We start from the raw sequence: 15,111 nt of genomic DNA on the forward strand, positions 1-15,111 counted from the left end.
GGCGTGTGCTCCCGGGGAAGACGTCTGCGCCCGATGTGGATAACGATCGGGTTCATCCACAATCTCGCCTGCGACGATGCGCGGCGACCGGGACGGTCAGCGCGGAAAAGCGCTGGCGCGAGCCGCGTCGAACAGCGCGCGAGTCGCTGCGAGTTCGTCCCCACCGAGGGCGTCGAGACCGCTGCGCCGGTTCTGAACGTAGACGCGGATGTCGCCGCGCTGGGCGACGAACTCGGTGACCGCCGTGGTCGGCGGAGTCGACGTCTCGGTGCGCGGACCCATCACCAGATGCCGCTCGAGCTGCACACCGCCGCCGGACACCCCGTCGTCGGCGACGGTCGTCGACACCGTGGTGCCGACCGTTCCGCCGAGAGCGAACTGTCCGCACCGAGCAGCCTGGGCGACGAAGTCGTCGAAGCTGTCTGCGGCGCGCACGACCATCGCCGTCAGAGTTCCGCCTGCGGGTCCGCCCGGGCCGACGCGCACCTGCGCCGTCGCTGCATCCACCGCCACCGGTGTGCAGTCCGCGGGGTCGTTCGGTTTGCTCAACGGCCGAAAGGTGATGTCGGACACCACCCCTGGGGCCTGCACCGGTAGTCCCGGGCCGTACGGAAACGCGTCGGCCGGCGCGGCCCGGCCGGACAGATCCGGCGTCCGCACTGGTTGGCCCGACACCGAACACGCGGTCACGGCCAGGACGACCGCAGCCACAGTCGCCACACTCTTCACTCCTGCACCAACACGCACGTCTCCACTGTGCCATCTCTCGTGATCGGCTGCGGGAATGACCCGCCGCGAGTCCGTGTTGTAGCCGAGGAGTCCCATGCGGGACAATAGGAAGTCACAGTGAAGGGAGAGAGCATGGACGAGCGGTCCCCGAACCCCCGCGAGCTCTACGATCTCGAATTCCCGGCCCCTGCCGTTCACAGCGAAGACGGCGACGGTCCGGTGCTGGTGCACGCTTTGGAGGGCTATGCCGACGCCGGCCACGCGGTGGCGCTGGCGGCGACGCACCTCCGCGAAGCCCTCGAGGCCGAGCTGGTCGCGACGTTCAACGCAGACGAGTTGATCGATTACCGGTCGCGTCGTCCGATGATCTCGTTCAGCGGCGAGTCGTTCGACGGTATCGACATGCACAAGCTGACCGTGCACGCGGTTCGCGACAACGCCGGTGTGCCGTTCCTGCTGCTGGACGGCCCCGAGCCGGACCTGCGCTGGGAGCAGTTCACCACCGCGATCACCGCACTCGCCGAGCGGTTCGGCGTGTCACAGGTCGTCGGACTGAACTCCATCCCGATGGCGGTTCCGCACACCCGCCCGGCGTCGATCACCGCCCACGGCAACGATGCGGAGTCGCTCGGCGAACTCAACCGCTGGGGCAACCCGATGAAGCTGCCCGCGAGCGCATCGATGCTCCTGGAACTGCGCCTCGGCGAAGCCGGCTACCGGACCGCAGGGCTGTCGGCGCACGTGCCGCACTATCTGTCGCAGTCCAACTACCCGGGCGCCGCGGCGGCACTGCTGCAGGCGATGTCGCAGGTGACGGGACTGGAACTGCCGACCGCAGCCCTGGAGAACGCTGCCGAGCAGGTGCGCGCGCAGATCGACGGCGAGGTGGAGTCGAACGCCGAGGTGGCCTCGGTGGTGCACTCGTTGGAGAATCAGTACGACGCGTACATGCGCGCCAAGAACGACCAAGCCTCCCTGCTGGCCGCCGATCAGGACGTCCCGTCCGGCGACGAGCTGGGCGCTGAGTTCGAGAAGTTCCTCGCCGAGCACGCCGCCGACCTCGGCGATCTCGGCGGACGCGAGTCCGCGCCGGACGACACCGACGACGATCAAGGACGTGATCTGCACTGAGTGCACTCGAGGAGACTGACGATCTCGCTCCACTGACGCCCACCACCGACGAAGACCTCGCCTTCGAGAACTTCACGACGTGGTGGGCGTCGCGTGGGATCGACCTCTATCCGCATCAGGAGGAGGCACTCCTCGAACTGGTCTCCGGCAGCAATGTCATCCTGGCGACCCCGACCGGGTCCGGAAAGTCGCTCGTGGCCTCGGGCGCGATCTACTTCGCGCTGTGCCGCGGCAAACGGTCGTACTACACCGCCCCGATCAAGGCCCTGGTCAGCGAGAAGTTCTTCGACCTCTGCAGTCAGTTCGGCGCGGAGAACGTCGGACTCCTGACCGGTGACGCCTCCGTGAACGCCGACGCGCCGATCGTCTGCGCGACCGCCGAGATCGTCGCCAACATCGCGCTCCGCGACGGCTCGACGTCCGATGTCGGCGTGCTGGTCGCCGACGAGTTCCACTACTACGGCGAGTCCGACCGCGGCTGGGCCTGGCAGGTCCCGCTCATCGAACTCCCCGCCGCCGACCCGACCACGGCCGCCGACACGCAACCGCAATTCCTGCTGATGTCCGCGACGCTGGGCAGCGTCGACTTCTTCGTCGACGACCTCACCCGGCGGACCGGCCGCACCACGGTGCCGGTGACCGGCGCACAGCGTCCGGTCCCGCTGGAGCACCGCTACGCGATGACGCCCATCCACGAGACGATCGGCGAGCTCATCGACGCGGGCCAGGCGCCGGTGTACGTCGTGCACTTCACCCAGCAGGCGGCGGTGGAGCGCGCACAGGCGCTGCTGTCGGTGAAGATCTGCACCAAGGAGGAGAAGGCGGCGATCGCCGAGGCGATCGGCGACTTCACGTTCCGCACCGGCTTCGGCGGCACCCTGTCGAAGCTGTTGCGATCCGGGATCGGCGTCCACCACGCGGGCATGCTCCCCCGCTACCGGCGGCTGGTCGAACGGCTGGCGCAGGCCGGACTGCTCAAAGTGGTGGCAGGCACCGACACCCTCGGCGTCGGCATCAACGTGCCGATCCGAACCGTGCTGTTCGCGGGCCTGACCAAGTACGACGGCCATCGGGTGCGCCGCCTTCGTGCCCGTGAGTTCCACCAGATCGCAGGTCGCGCGGGACGCGCAGGCTACGACACCGTCGGCTACGTGGTCGCCCAGGCGCCCGAGCACGACGTCGAGAACGCGCGCGCCGTCAGCAAGGCGGGCGACGATCCGAAGAAGCTGCGCAAACTGGTTCGCCGAAAGCCACCCGAGGGGTTCGTCAGCTGGGGCGAGCAGACATTCACCACGCTGATCGACGCACCGGACGAAGAACTCAAGTCGCACTTCCGGATGACCACGTCGATGCTGATGGAGGTCCTGGAACGTCCGGGCGACTGCTTCGCCGCCCTACGACACCTGCTGGAGACCAACCACGAGCCGCGCTCGCGACAGTTGCGGCACATCAAGCACACCATCGCGCTGTACCGCGACCTCCGGGAGACCGGTATCGTGACGAAGCTCGACACGCCGGCCGCCGACGGCAAGCACGTCGAACTGTCGATCGACCTGCCGGAGAACTTCGCGCTGACCAATCCCCTGTCGGCGTTCGCGGTCGCGGCGTTCGATCTGCTCGACACCGAGTCGAGCACCTACGCCCTCGACGTCATCTCGATTCTGGAGTGCACGCTCGACGATCCGCGCCAGATCCTGATCGCTCAGCGCAAACAGGCGCGCGATGCCGCGATCGCCGAGATGAAGGCCGACGGGATCGAGTACGAGGAACGCATGGAGCGCCTCGAGGAGATCACCTGGCCCCAGCCCCTGGCCGAGGAGATCGGCTTCGCGTACGAGACGTACCGTCGCGGTCATCCCTGGCTGGCGAACACACCGCCGTCGCCGAAGTCGGTGCTGCGCTACATGCGCGAGCGGTCGATGACGTTCGCCGAACTGATCTCCGATCTCGGACTCGCGCGGAGCGAGGGCGTCGCGCTGCGGTACCTGACCGACTGTTACCGCGCCCTGAACAGCGGACTCCCCATGTCTGCGGTGACCGACGAGATCGAGGACATCACCGACGAACTCGGCGATCTCATCCGCGGCGTGGACTCCAGCCTCATCGACGAGTGGGAGGCGCTGACCACGCAGGACGCGTGAGTCAGTCGACGACGATCTGACCGGTCAACTCGACGGCGCCGCTCTTCTCGACCAGTTCGGCGATCTCGGCCGCCAGTTCGCGATAGGCGTCGCCGCGCCCCGACGACTCGCGATAGACCAGCCCGATCCGACGCCCGGGCCGGGGGCGAGCGAACTGCGCCGTCGCCAACTCCCCCGATGCCGTCTCGACGGCGACCGCGGTCTGCGGGATCAGGGTCACGCCGAGGCCGCCTTCCACGCACTGGACGGCCGTCGTCAGCGATGCCGCGCGCGTCTGTCGGACATCCGGCGACACCCCGGCCAGCTGACAGACCTCGAGCGCCTGATCGCGCAGACAGTGCCCCTCGTCGAGCAGCAGCAGCGGCAGGTCGTTGAGGAGCTTGGGCGAGAGCCGCTTCTTGTCGGCGAGCGGATGTCCTTGCGGGAGAGCGAGAACGAAGTCTTCGGTGTACATCGGAATCTCCCCGATGCCGGGCGCGCTCGCGGGCAGCGCCAGAATCGCGGCATCGAGCGCCCCTTCCCTCAATTGCCCGAGGAGCCGTTCGGTCTGGTCCTCGACGACGAGCAGGTCCAGGCCCGGCCGATGGTCGCCGAGGCCTCGGAGCACCCGCGGGAGAATGTACGGCGCGATGGTCGGGATCAGCCCCAGACGCATGGTGCCCGACAGCGGGTCGAGATCACCCGCGGCGTCGAGCAGGAAGTCGTCGACGGCGTCGCACGCCGCGATCGCCGAGCCGAGCAGTCGACGCCCTTCCGCCGTCAACATCACGCGCCGGGTGGTGCGTTCGACGAGTTTCAGTCCGAGTCCGGCCTCGAGGCCGGCCAGGGCCTGCGACAACGAGGGCTGACTGACGCCGAGCTCGGCCGCTGCGGAACCGAAGTGAAGATGCTTGGCGACCGCGACGAAGGCGCGCAACGCAGTGATCGGCGGTTGATAGCTTTGATCATTCACACCTATCAATATACCCCGTGACATCGGGTTTACTTTTCATTATCGTTCGGGGACAATGAAGTGGCAGGCTCCCGCAGAGGACGAGCCGCACAGACTCTGCAGCCCAGAGGAACGCGAACAGGCCCCGAACGGTGAACGTCACCGATCCCGGGGCCTGCCGCTACTTCAGGTGGGGCGACCGTCGCCTGACAGAATCTGTCAGTCAGACGGCGGCCACCTCCTGTGTCCTGAATGAAATCATCCTCGGACCACCTCCTTCCCTTGTCTCATCTCGAACGCTACGCGTGCCGTCCACGCTCGGCAATCGATTTAACGACGCGCGTCCGTTTCCACGAGTGCGGCCAACCGATCGATCGACGCGGCCAGCTTGTCGGCGGTCGTCGACCGCGCTCGCACGACTCGATGCGGATCGGTCAACGCGGTCCAGTCGTAGGTGTGGACGACGCGCGTGCCGCCGTCGACGTCGGACAGCTGCCAGCGCCACAGGTGACCGGGCGGTGTGCCGCCGACCTCGGCGGGGTTCCAGGCGATCAGCCGCCCCTCGTCGAACTCGACGACGCGGTTCTCGCGCACCGCGCCCGATCTGGTGAGCCGCATGGTGAAGACGTCGCCGATGGCGCGAACCCGTTGTCCCGGGTCGGCGCTCGCCAGGTTGTCGTTGGCGTCCCACTCCGGCTGCCTCGCAGGATCGGCGATGAGGTCGAAGATCGCCGCGCGCGGCGCCGCGACGATGCGGTGGCCGGGCCGACGGGTTCCAGAACCGTGGTGAGGTGGAGGGTCATCGGTGCATTCTCTCGCAGAAGTAGAATCGCTGTCACCATGTCTGAACCGATCTCCACGGCCGGGCCGGGCCCCGCTGTGCCGACATCCCCTGGCGGGCCGAGCTCGACCCTCACCATCTCCTACCCGCCAGAACTTCCCGTCAGCGCCTGCCGCGACGAGATCGCGGCCGCCATCGCCGAGCACCAGGTCGTGGTGATCGCCGGTGAGACCGGATCGGGCAAGACCACGCAGCTGCCGAAGATCTGCCTCGAACTCGGCCGGACCGCGATCGGACACACACAGCCGCGCCGCATCGCGGCGACGTCTGTCGCCAAGCGCATCGCCGACGAGCTCGGCACCGAGATCGGCGACGCTGTCGGATATCAGGTCCGGTTCTCCGACAAGGCCGGCGCCGACACCCGCATCAAGGTGATGACCGACGGCATCCTGCTGCGCGAGATCGGACGCGATCCCTCGCTCCGCGGCTACGACGCGATCATCATCGACGAGGCCCACGAGCGCAGCCTGAACATCGACTTCCTGCTCGGCTATCTCAAGCGGCTGCTTCCCCGCCGGCCCGACCTGAAGGTCATCATCACCTCGGCCACCATCGAGCCCGACCGCTTCGCCAAACACTTCGCGCAGGCCGACGCGACCGTCCCGATCCTCGAGGTCTCCGGACGCACCTACCCCGTCGAGATCCGCTACCGGCCACGAGAGACCGACGACTCCGATCACGACGACCTCGATCAGATCGCTGCGATCGACGCCGCTGTCGGCGAATTGTGGTCGCAGGGCCGCGGCGACATCCTGGTGTTCCTGCCGACCGAACGGGACATCCGCGATACCGCGGACGCACTCCGACGCCGCTCCGACGCCGACATCGTTCCCCTGTTCGCACGCCTGTCAGTGGCCGAACAGCAGCGTGTCTTCGCACCATCGAACGGACGCCGGATCGTCCTGGCCACCAACGTCGCGGAGACCTCGTTGACGGTGCCGGGCATCCGTTACGTGATCGACTCGGGGACCGCCCGCATCTCGCGCTACTCCACCCGCACCAAGGTGACCCGGCTGCCGATCGAACGCGTGTCGCAGGCCAGCGCACGCCAGCGGGCCGGCCGCTGCGGTCGTGTGGCGCCCGGCATCTGCATTCGGCTGTACTCCGAGGACGACTTCGACGCCCGGCCGGAGTACACCGACCCCGAGATCCTTCGGAGCAACCTCGCCGCGGTGATTCTGTCGATGCTGTCGCTCCGCCTGGGCGACGTGACCGACTTCCCGTTCGTGCAGCCGCCGGACCAACGCGCCATCCGCGACGGGATGACCCTGCTGTCGGAGTTGGGCGCCGTCACCGACACCGATTCCGCGACCGCGCGCCTCACCAAGGTCGGCAGAGAATTGGCACGGCTCCCGGTGGACCCGCGCCTGGGCCGCATGCTCGTGGCAGGCCACGACAACGGCTGCCTGGACCACATGCTGGTGATCGCCGCCGCGCTGGCGCTCCCCGACGTCCGGGAGTTCCCGACCGACAAGCGGGAGGCCGCGACCGCGGCGCACCGCAGGCACGCGGTTCCCGGATCGGAGTTCCTCGGCCAGGTGAAGCTGTGGCAGTACCTCGCCGAGAAGCGAGACGAGCTGTCCGGCAATCAGTTCCGCCGACTGTGCGAGCGGGAGTTCCTGCACTATCTGCGTATTCGCGAGTGGACGGATCTGCACCGGCAACTGACGCGCACCGTGCGGGACCTGCGCTGGCAGACGCCGTCCACCGAGGTCGACGCGGCCGCCGTGCATCGCAGCGTCCTGACCGGCCTGCTCACCAATGTCGGTGCGAAGATCGGCGACACCCGGGAGTTCCTCGGCACCCGCGGCACCAAGTTCTCGATCTTCCCGGGCTCGTTCCTCGCCAACAAACCCCCGGCGTTCGTCGTCACCTCCGAACTCGTGGAGACCTCCCGCCTGTTCGCCCACACGGTCGCGTCGGTCGATCCGCTGTGGGTCGAGGAGATCGCCGGAGATCTGGTCACTCGGACGTACTCGGAGCCGCACTGGTCCACCCGACGCGGCGCGGTCATGGCCCACGAGAAGGTCAGCCTGTACGGGGTGCCGCTGGTGGCGCAGCGCCGCGTCAACTATGGACCGATCGATCCCAAGACGGCGCGGGAGATCTTCATTCAGGAGGCACTCGTCGCCGGACGCTGGCGCAACCGACACGCGTTCACCAAGCACAACGCCGACCTGATCCGGGAAGCCGAAGAGACCGAGCAGCGCGCGCGGCGACGCAATCTGCGGATCTCCGACGACGACCTGTTCGAGTTCTATGCGGCCCGCGTGCCCGCGAACGTCGTCTCCACTCGGCACTTCGACTCGTGGTGGAAGAAGGCCGGGCGCACCGACCCCACCCTGTTGAACCTCCGGCCCGACGAGTTTCTCGCCGACGACACCCCGTCGGCCGCCGACTTCCCGGCCGCCTGGCAGCAGGGCGAGACCCGACTGGAACTGCGCTACCATTTCGAGCCCGGCGCCCCGGACGACGGTGTCACCGTCATCGTGCCGCGGCCACTGCTCAAACACATTCGAGACAGCGGCTTCGACTGGCTGGTCCCCGGCATGCGCGAGGAGTTGGCGACCGCATTGATCAAGTCGCTGCCGAAGGGACTGCGCAAGTCCATGTCACCCGCATCGCGGTACGCCGACCTGGCGCTGACCCGCTTGACAGCGCGCGCTGAGCCGCTGCTGACCGGTCTGGCGCGGGAGCTGTCGGCGATCTCGGGCGTCACGCTCACCGCGCGTGACTTCCGTCCCGACACGGTGGCGACACACCTGCGCATGCACTTCGCCGTCACCGATGCGAAGGGTGCGATCATCGCCCGCGGCGACCATCTGTCGGCGATTCGAACGGACCTCGAGGGTGATGGCTCTCCCGCCGACTCGACCCCCGTCCACCACACCTGGTCCGCCGACGGAATCGGCACCCTCGCCGACGCGGAGACGGCAACGGTCGCGCAGCAGCAGATCACCCGGTATCCGACACTGGCCGTGGTGCCGGGAAAGGGTGTCCGGGTCGCCGTCGCCGCGTCGACGGCCGAACGCGACGCGGGGATCCGATCGGCTGCCGCAGCACTCCTGCGCCAGTCCATTGCGCCCCCGAGTCGACGGCTCGCGACCTCGTTGCCGCCGGCGGCCAAGCTGTCGCTGAGCCAGAATCCGTACCGAGACGTCGACGCTCTGTTGGCGGACTGCACGGCACGCGCCATCACCGACGTGCTGGCCGCGGAGAAGACCGTGGCGCAGTTGCGGTCGCCGACCGATTTCGCCGACCTGTCTGCGCGCGTCGCCCCCGTCGTCCGTTCCCGAGCCCCGGAGTACTTCGACGCCGCGGTCGCCGCGCTCGCAGAGTATGCACCGGTCCGACGGGCGATCGACGCGCACAGCGGAACCCTTGCCGCCGATGACGTCGCCGATCAGACGTCCAATCTGATCTTCGACGGATTCATCGGCATGACCCCGCTGCAGCACCTGCAGTCGTTGCCGCGCTATCTGACGGCGGCCCGCATGCGGTTGGAGGGGTTGGCCTCGGCGGGCCGACGCGACAACGAGGCGTTGGCATCGATCGATCGGGTGGTCGCGGCCTGGAACCGCCGGGAAGCACAGCTGCCGGAAGCACGGCACGCCGCGCTCGCGGAGATGGTGCAGTGGCGGCTGGAGGAACTGCGCGTGAGTCTGTTCGCCCAACAGTTGGGCACCAGCGGATCGGTGTCCGAGCAGCGCATCGTCAAGGCCATCGACAAGTTCTGACGAGCGTCGCCGAGGGCGCCGCGGTCAGCGGCGATCGCGGCGGAGCTCGTCGATCTCGCGCTGAAAGTCGTCCGCCGACTCGAAGGAGCGATACACCGAGGCGAAACGCAGGTACGCGACCTCGTCGAGGTCGCGCAACGGGCCCAGGATCGCCAACGCCACTTCGTTGCTCGGGATCTCCGCGGATCCCGAGGAGCGGACGGTGTCTTCGACCTTCGAGGCGAGCATCGCCAAGGCGTCTTCGTCGACGTGCCTGCCCTGGCACGCCCGACGCACGCCTTTCATCACCTTCTCGCGGCTGAACGGCTCGGTGATCCCGGTGCGCTTGACCACGGACAGCACCGCGGACTCCACCGTGCTGAATCGCCGACCGCACTCATTGCAGGACCGCCGGCGACGAATCGCCTGGCCGTCGTCGGTGACTCGGGAATCGACCACTCGGGTGTCGTCGTTCTTGCAGAACGGGCAGCGCATGGAACGAGAATACCTGGCGCGCACTCACCCTCCTGACGTGAGGAGTCGTGAAGCCGGTGCTACCGATAGTCCGGCACGATCAACGCCTGGCCGATGGTCAGACCCGAGGTTTCCAGACCGTTCAACTTCCTGACCTGAGCGATGACACCGGCTGCCGGCAACTCCGGCGCGATCCGGTGAGCGAGCGCGGTGAGCGACTCCCCCGCGCGGACGTAGACCACCGACGTCGCCGCCGGAGTCTGCGCTGACGCGGTCTCCCGCTCGCCGACGCCCACGATCATCACCACCCACACCATGGCGGCCAGCAGGCCACCGACGACCAGTGCGCCCACCCACCGATGTTCGAACGATCGGGGGAACTGATCCGGGACGGTCCGATGCTGGACGGACTGCGGCCGGACCGACCGCTCCCGGATGTTCTGGTCGTCCGAACGGATGACGGTCGAACGGCGGCGGTCCGGCCGGTCGGCCACGCGCCGCGCACCACGCCCGCTCTCCGAGCGTCCGGTCGGTCGGCACACATCCCGAACCGGCCGGCCGTCTGACCGCTCGACACGATCGCGGTCGACGACCGGAAGGTCGCAGGTCATGGCCATTCTGGACGGATACCCGGGCACACTCGGGCGGGCATCCGCGCTGCGGCGGACCCGCCCGGCATCGGTGATTCCTGGTGCGGTGGCGGTGATACTCATCGCTCGTCTCCGTTCGATCGGATGTTCGAAGAACTCTTGTTCGACAGTTAACACCACGGGTCCGACAAACGCCGACACGCATCGAACAATTGTTTGAGTTTTGTGATCTACTCAACTAGCCTCGAGTCATCGATCGAACACAGTTGACGAAAGGCCACACCGGTGACTGACACGCCCGATCCGATGCTCTCGACTGCCACGCTCGAGGCGTCGCTCACCCAGCGCCAGCGCGACGTGCTCGACGTCATCCGCAAGTCGGTCCGCGAGCGCGGCTACCCGCCGAGCATCCGCGAGATCGGCGAGGCGGTCGGACTCACCTCAACCTCGTCCGTCGCACATCAGTTGCGGACGCTGGAACGACGCGGGCTCCTGAAGCGCGATCCGCATCGGCCGCGCGCGGTGAATGTGCGCGACGAGCAGCGCACGCCGCCTGCAGGCGGTACCGGCGTCGACGGAGACGCCCTGCCGACCCCGACGTTCGTGCCGGTCCTCGGCCGGATCGCCGCCGGCGGACCGATTCTCGCCGAACAGGCGGTCGAGGAAGTCTTCCCCATGCCACGCGAATTGGTGGGCGAAGGATCGCTGTTCATGCTGCGCGTGGTCGGCGAGTCGATGGTCGACGCCGCGATCTGCGACGGAGACTGGGTGGTGGTACGGCAGCAGAACGTTGCCGACAACGGCGACATCGTCGCGGCCATGATCGACGGCGAAGCCACTGTGAAGACGTTCAAGCGGACGGACGGCCACGTGTGGCTCATGCCGCACAACGAGCACTTCGACCCCATCCCCGGTGACGACGCCGCCATACTGGGCAAGGTCGTCACCGTGATGCGGCGAATCTGAGTTCGCCCGGAGGCGCTACCCCTCCAGTGCCGCGCGGGCGGCCTCCCGCGCGGCCGCCGGATCGGACGCGGCGACCGCTGCGGCGCCCGCGGCACGACACTGGTCGAGAGTCACCCCGCTCAGGCGCAGACCGACCGCCGCCGAGGCGGCGGGCGCCGACGAGAGCGATGTGACGCCGAGACCGACGAGCACGCAGGCGAGCAGCGGATCGGCGGCGGCCTCGCCGCACACGCCGACTTGCTTGCCCTGTCGCTGCCCCGCCTGGCCCACGCGTTCGATGAGCGCGAGCACCGCGGGTTGCCACGGATCGGTCAAGGTCGCGAGTTCGGGCGACATGCGGTCCGCGGCCATCGTGTACTGCGTGAGGTCGTTGGTTCCGATAGAGACGAAGTCGACCTCCGCGAGGATCGCGTCCGCCATGATCGCCGCCGACGGAACCTCGACCATGACGCCCGGAATCAGTCCGCGGCGGCGAATCTCGCCGGCGAACTCGCGGGCCTCGTCCACGGTGGCGATCATCGGCGCCATCACCCACGGCGTCGCCCGGTTCTCGCCCTGCGCAGCCTCCGCGAGCGCGTCGAGCTGATGGTTCCGGACGTCCGGGAAGGTCTGCGCGATCCGATTGCCCCGCACGCCCATCGCCGGGTTCGCCTCGTCGGGATGGGTGACGAACTTCAGCGGCTTGTCCGAGCCCGCGTCCAGGGTGCGGATCACGACCTTCTGCCCGGGGAACGCATCGATCACCTCGCGGTACAGTGACACCTGCTCGTCGATCGTCGGCTCGGTGGCCCGATCGAGGAACGCGAGTTCAGTACGGAACAGACCGACTCCCTGCACCGGAGCCTTGGCGCCCTCCCGCGCCGAGACGCCGTCCGCGACATTCGCCAGAATCAAGACCTCGTGTCCGTCGCTCGTCCGCCCCGGCCCCTGCCAGGCGGCGATCTCAGCCGCCTTCGCCCGAGCCTCGTCCACCGCGGCGGCGATCGCGTCCGCATCCGGCTCCGAGCCGACAATGCCCCGGTCACCGTCGACGTAGCCGAGTGAACCGTCGGGGATCGCATCGAGATCGGCGGCCGCGACGACGCACGGGATCGCCAGCTGACGAGCGATGATCGCCGTGTGGCTGCTGGGGCCGCCCAGGCGCATGCCCAGACCGATGACCCGCGCCGGATCGAGTCCGGCCGTGTCGGCGGGCGCCAGGTCGTCGGCCAACAGAATCGACGGCACGTCGGGGTTCGGGATGCCCGGTTCCGGCAGACCGAGAAGCTCGGCCACCACGCGGTCGCGAACGTCCTTGAGGTCCGTCACGCGCTCGGCCATCAGACCGCCGAGTTTGGTGAACATCTCGACGAACTGGTCCGTCGCGGCGATGGCGGCCAGCGGTGCCGGAACCCCGTCCTTGATCGACTTGCCTGCGGCCGACGCCCACCCGCGGTCGCGCGCGAGTCCGGCTGTGGCCGTGAGGACTTCGGCGGCGACGCCGGTGCTGTGCGACGCCCGGTCCGCCAGTCGATCGCCAACCGTCGCGGCCGCGGCCGTGAAACGTTCCATCTCCGCTTCGCGAAGGTCCTCCGCGATCGGCGTGGCATCGATGCCATCGAAGCTCGGACGCCTCCCGGGACGGATCACCGGTCCGTAGGCGAGTCCCCCGACGACGGGGGTGCCAGAGACGAGGGTCTGCGCTGCGAACGGATTGTCGGGCTGCAAGTCGGAAGTCACCTGGATCATGTGAGACAGATTACAAGAACCTCTTGACTCGTCAACACGGACCCATGTAAACACAGATAGAGATCAAATCAATTCCAACTAAAACAACATCCGGGTTTCGGTCGGATGAACACTCTCGCCCACGAGGAGGCCCGATGTACGCGGAGGAACGCCAGTCCGCCATCGCGAACGAGGTCCGGACCCGTGGCCGCGTCTCGGTGACCGACCTCGCGGCCCGCTTCGCGGTGACCGGCGAGACGGTCCGCCGCGACCTGGTGATCCTGCAGCGCAACGGCCACCTGGTGCGCGTCCACGGCGGGGCCGTCCGGCAGGACGTGGCAGCGGTGATCGACGAGCCCGACCTGATCGTCCGCGAAGAGACGCGCCGCGCAGAGAAGGCGGCCATCGGGGCGGCCGGCGCCGCGCTCCTGCCCGCCGACGGCGGCTCCGTCCTCATCGACGCGGGCACCACCACGCTTCAACTCGCGCTCGCCATTCACGGCGACACGCGCCTGACCTACATCACCAACAGCGTCCAGATCGGTGGCATCGTCGCCGATCTCCCCGGGTCGACGGTGCTCCTCACCGGCGGCCGGCTCCGCCCCAAGACCGGTGCCGCGGTCGGCGCCGAGGCCATCGCCATGCTGTCGCGGGTCCGCGCCTCGGTCGGCTTCCTCGGCACCAACGCGCTGTCCATCGCACACGGCCTGTCGACGCCCGACTCGGACGAAGCCGCCACCAAACGCGCCATGATCGCCGCCTGCACCACCACCGTGGTGCTCGCCGACTCGTTCAAGATCAATCGAGAGGAACTCGTGAGCTTCGGAACCCTGGCAGACATCGACGTCCTCGTCACCGACGACGGCATCGACGCCGCCTTCGCCGACGAACTGCGCGACCACCAGATCGAGGTGGTGATCGCATGATCGCAACTGTCACCGCCAATCCCAGCACCGACCGGACCATCGAGCTGCCCGGGACGCTCGACCGCGGCGCCGTTCACCGTGCGTCGCGGGTCGTCGACCAGCCTGGCGGCAAAGGCGTCAACGTCGCCCGCGTCGTCCACGCGGCAGGCGAGCAGACCGTCGCGCTGCTGCCCGCTCGGCGCGATGATCCGTTCCTCGAGACCCTGCACGCCGTCGCGTTGCCGAACCAGGCGGTCTCCGTCGACGACCTGGTCCGTACCAATATCACCATCACCGAGGCCGACGGGACCACGACGAAGATCAACGAGTCCGGCGCCGCGCTCAACGAGGCGGCCGCAGCGCAGCTGCGGAGCCTCATCGTGGCGCGCGCCGAGACCGCCGACTGGCTGGCCCTGTGCGGGTCGCTGCCGCCGGGCCTGCCCGACGACTGGTACGCCGACCTGGTCCGGGAACTCGGTGGCCGGTGTCGTATCGCCGTCGACACCTCGGGCGCCCCGCTCCTGGCCGTCGCTCAGACCCCCGCAGCTCTGCTGAAGCCGAACGCGCACGAACTCGCCGAGATCGTCGGCGGCGACGCGGACGCCATGGAGTCCGCCGCCGCCGCGGGCGATCCAGGCGCGACGGCCGCGGCCGCACGCACTCTCGCCACCGAGACCGGCGGCTCCGTCCTCACCACCCTCGGCGGCGCCGGTGCGCTGCTGACCACGGCCGACGGCACCTGGTTCGCGACGGCGCCCGCCGTCACCGTCCGCAGCACCGTCGGCGCGGGTGATTCCTCGCTGGCCGGCTACCTGATCGCCCATGTTCGCAACGCATCCGCCGAGAGCCTGCTGCGCAGCGCTGTCGCGCACGGTTCCGCGGCGGCCTCGCTGCCCGGAACGACACCGCCGACCCCCGACCTCCTCGATGAGGCCGGCGTCACCGTCACCCGCATCTCCTGATCGCCCACCCGCCCCGAC

At 68.5% G+C, this 15,111-nt stretch carries 12 protein-coding genes; 6 read left to right on the plus strand and 6 right to left on the minus strand.

Annotated features, from left to right (window positions below):
- Window positions 1–96: 96 nt before the first annotated feature.
- A complete protein-coding gene (locus tag GH2_RS11750) occupies window positions 97–720 on the minus strand; it encodes a hypothetical protein (RefSeq protein ID WP_244885372.1) in 624 nt (207 codons plus the stop codon).
- 141 nt (window positions 721–861) lie between these two features.
- Here GH2_RS11750 and GH2_RS11755 point away from each other — a divergent pair, with 141 nt between their 5' ends.
- Both GH2_RS11755 and GH2_RS11760 read left to right on the plus strand, forming a co-directional pair.
- Complete coding sequence (locus GH2_RS11755; protein WP_066167778.1) at window positions 862–1,860, plus strand: proteasome assembly chaperone family protein; 999 nt, start codon at window positions 862–864, stop codon at window positions 1,858–1,860.
- Window positions 1,857–4,001, plus strand: coding sequence for a DEAD/DEAH box helicase (locus GH2_RS11760; RefSeq protein WP_066167781.1), 2,145 nt, complete (start codon window positions 1,857–1,859; stop codon window positions 3,999–4,001). The genes GH2_RS11755 and GH2_RS11760 overlap by 4 nt, the downstream gene beginning before the upstream one ends.
- A 1-nt stretch (window position 4,002) precedes the next feature.
- Here the strand turns inward: GH2_RS11760 and GH2_RS11765 are convergent, their stop codons facing one another.
- Entirely contained in the window at window positions 4,003–4,977 is a 975-nt protein-coding gene (locus GH2_RS11765; RefSeq protein WP_239588806.1) for a hydrogen peroxide-inducible genes activator, read from the minus strand.
- A 285-nt stretch (window positions 4,978–5,262) separates the two neighbouring features.
- Window positions 5,263–5,685: an SRPBCC family protein gene (locus GH2_RS11770; RefSeq protein WP_066168414.1), complete on the minus strand. Its 423-nt coding sequence runs from the start codon at window positions 5,683–5,685 to the stop codon at window positions 5,263–5,265.
- Between the two features lie 87 nt (window positions 5,686–5,772).
- On the opposite strand from GH2_RS11770, the gene hrpA reads away from it, so the two are divergent.
- Complete coding sequence (gene hrpA, locus GH2_RS11775) at window positions 5,773–9,510, plus strand: ATP-dependent RNA helicase HrpA (RefSeq protein ID WP_084247470.1); 3,738 nt, start codon at window positions 5,773–5,775, stop codon at window positions 9,508–9,510.
- Window positions 9,511–9,534: 24 nt separating this feature from the next.
- Here hrpA and nrdR read toward each other — a convergent pair whose 3' ends face one another.
- Both nrdR and GH2_RS21995 read right to left on the minus strand, forming a co-directional pair.
- Window positions 9,535–9,984, minus strand: a complete 450-nt coding sequence (nrdR, locus tag GH2_RS11780; RefSeq protein ID WP_066167790.1) for a transcriptional regulator NrdR — start codon at window positions 9,982–9,984, stop codon at window positions 9,535–9,537.
- 59 nt (window positions 9,985–10,043) lie between these two features.
- Window positions 10,044–10,676, minus strand: coding sequence for a LysM peptidoglycan-binding domain-containing protein (locus tag GH2_RS21995; protein WP_239588805.1), 633 nt, complete (start codon window positions 10,674–10,676; stop codon window positions 10,044–10,046).
- A gap of 183 nt (window positions 10,677–10,859) precedes the next feature.
- On the opposite strand from GH2_RS21995, the gene lexA reads away from it, so the two are divergent.
- Window positions 10,860–11,519, plus strand: coding sequence for a transcriptional repressor LexA (gene lexA / locus GH2_RS11790; protein ID WP_239588845.1), 660 nt, complete (start codon window positions 10,860–10,862; stop codon window positions 11,517–11,519).
- Window positions 11,520–11,534: 15 nt separating this feature from the next.
- On the opposite strand, the gene GH2_RS11795 is transcribed toward lexA, so the two are convergent.
- Window positions 11,535–13,247, minus strand: coding sequence for a phosphoenolpyruvate--protein phosphotransferase (locus tag GH2_RS11795; RefSeq protein WP_066167796.1), 1,713 nt, complete (start codon window positions 13,245–13,247; stop codon window positions 11,535–11,537).
- Between the two features lie 134 nt (window positions 13,248–13,381).
- On the opposite strand from GH2_RS11795, the gene GH2_RS11800 reads away from it, so the two are divergent.
- Window positions 13,382–14,152, plus strand: a complete 771-nt coding sequence (locus GH2_RS11800; RefSeq protein ID WP_066167799.1) for a DeoR/GlpR family DNA-binding transcription regulator — start codon at window positions 13,382–13,384, stop codon at window positions 14,150–14,152.
- Window positions 14,149–15,093, plus strand: a complete 945-nt coding sequence (locus GH2_RS11805) for a 1-phosphofructokinase family hexose kinase (protein ID WP_066167801.1) — start codon at window positions 14,149–14,151, stop codon at window positions 15,091–15,093. Before GH2_RS11800 ends, GH2_RS11805 begins: the two co-directional genes overlap by 4 nt.
- Window positions 15,094–15,111 lie beyond the last annotated feature (18 nt).

This window comes from Gordonia hydrophobica NBRC 16057 (assembly GCF_001592365.1).
Taxonomy (GTDB): Bacteria; Actinomycetota; Actinomycetes; order Mycobacteriales; family Mycobacteriaceae; genus Gordonia; species Gordonia hydrophobica.

Excerpts from the sequence above, each read along its gene's own strand:
- GH2_RS11755 (WP_066167778.1), top strand. The coding sequence starts at position 862 with ATGGACGAGCGGTCCCCGAACCCCCGCGAGCTCTACGATCTCGAATTC.
- GH2_RS11765 (WP_239588806.1), bottom strand. The coding sequence starts at position 4,977 with ATGTCACGGGGTATATTGATAGGTGTGAATGATCAAAGCTATCAACCG.
- hrpA (WP_084247470.1), top strand. The coding sequence starts at position 5,773 with ATGTCTGAACCGATCTCCACGGCCGGGCCGGGCCCCGCTGTGCCGACA.
- nrdR (WP_066167790.1), bottom strand. The coding sequence starts at position 9,984 with ATGCGCTGCCCGTTCTGCAAGAACGACGACACCCGAGTGGTCGATTCC.
- GH2_RS21995 (WP_239588805.1), bottom strand. The coding sequence starts at position 10,676 with ATGAGTATCACCGCCACCGCACCAGGAATCACCGATGCCGGGCGGGTC.
- lexA (WP_239588845.1), top strand. The coding sequence starts at position 10,860 with ATGCTCTCGACTGCCACGCTCGAGGCGTCGCTCACCCAGCGCCAGCGC.
- GH2_RS11795 (WP_066167796.1), bottom strand. The coding sequence starts at position 13,247 with ATGATCCAGGTGACTTCCGACTTGCAGCCCGACAATCCGTTCGCAGCG.
- GH2_RS11800 (WP_066167799.1), top strand. The coding sequence starts at position 13,382 with ATGTACGCGGAGGAACGCCAGTCCGCCATCGCGAACGAGGTCCGGACC.
- GH2_RS11805 (WP_066167801.1), top strand. The coding sequence starts at position 14,149 with ATGATCGCAACTGTCACCGCCAATCCCAGCACCGACCGGACCATCGAG.